This is a genomic window from Streptomyces sp. NPDC056480, from assembly GCF_042795405.1.
Lineage (GTDB): Bacteria > Actinomycetota > Actinomycetes > Streptomycetales > Streptomycetaceae > Streptomyces.
In genome coordinates, this window is sequence record NZ_JBHTSA010000266.1 from 1 (window position 1) to 1,024 (window position 1,024).

General features: G+C 63.3%; 2 protein-coding genes. Both read left to right on the top strand.

Features of this window, described 5'->3' with window-relative positions:
* Window positions 1–234 (top strand): transposase family protein (locus tag ACFQ79_RS40750; protein ID WP_383593452.1); only part of this gene is annotated, 234 nt, incomplete at its 5' end.
* 145 nt (window positions 235–379) lie between these two features.
* Window positions 380–841, top strand: a complete 462-nt coding sequence (locus ACFQ79_RS40755; RefSeq protein WP_383593455.1) for an ATP-binding protein — start codon at window positions 380–382, stop codon at window positions 839–841.
* Window positions 842–1,024 lie beyond the last annotated feature (183 nt).

Genomic DNA, 1,024 nt, shown 5'->3' on the forward strand with positions numbered 1-1,024 from the left:
GCCTGCCAGGGCGCCGGCGCCACCGCCCGCACCCCGTACTACCGTCACCGCGAACAACCCGACCATTACCAGCTGTTCAACCGTGATCACGCCCGACTCCGGGCACCTGGCGAACGCGCCTTCGCCCTGCTGAAGTCCTGGCGACTGCTCCGACGAGCCAGATGCTCCACTCGCCGCTTCGGCACCGCCGTCCAGGCCGTCCACACACTGCTGACCTGCAGCTATTCAGGATGAAAAGGGCTCAGTCGGCTCACATGCACCCCCTGCCCTTTTTCCCGTTTTAGGTATTGCTTGCTCAGGGTTTCTCTGGTGCGGGGGAGTGTTCTTGGAGTACCAGAGAAGGCTCTTCCGACCCCCACTGGACAGGCAGTGATCCACGATGACGACGACCACGATCTCCTCCCGGCACCAGTGTTCCGCGCTGTCTGCCGTGTCGGCCGGCGGGCGGGCGTTCAGTACTCCTCTGGAGCACGGGCCGTTGGCCCCCGCTGCTGCCCGTCAGGCGGTGAGGCCTGTGCTGGAGGCCTGGGGCCTGGGCGAGGACCGGGTCTATGAGATGTTGCTGGTCATCTCTGAGCTGGTCACGAATGCTGTTCTTCATGCGCTTCCCCCGATTGTCCTGCATCTGCATGGTTCGGTGGATAGTTCGGGCCAGATCCAGGTCCATGTCACCGACGGAGGGCCCCGCACAGGAACTGACCTCGGAAGCTGGGCCGCCTCCCGTCCCGAGGGTGAGCACGGCCGTGGTGGCCAGATCATCTCCGCTCTCGCCAAGCGCACTAAGATCGATATCGATCTCGACGGGCTGGTCGACCACTGGGCAGACCTTGACGCAGCCTGATCTCAGTTACATGCTGCGACGACGTACAGGCAGATCTCCGCTGGTTGCTCCGACCTTGCCTGCATGGTGAGAAGGGCTCTGCCAAGAGTGAAGTTTCCCCGTGATCCTGGACACGTCGTTGTTATGCCGCGAGGGTCTGTTCTCGCTGGTGTCTCAGGCGCGTTTCGTGTGGGGTGAGGTATC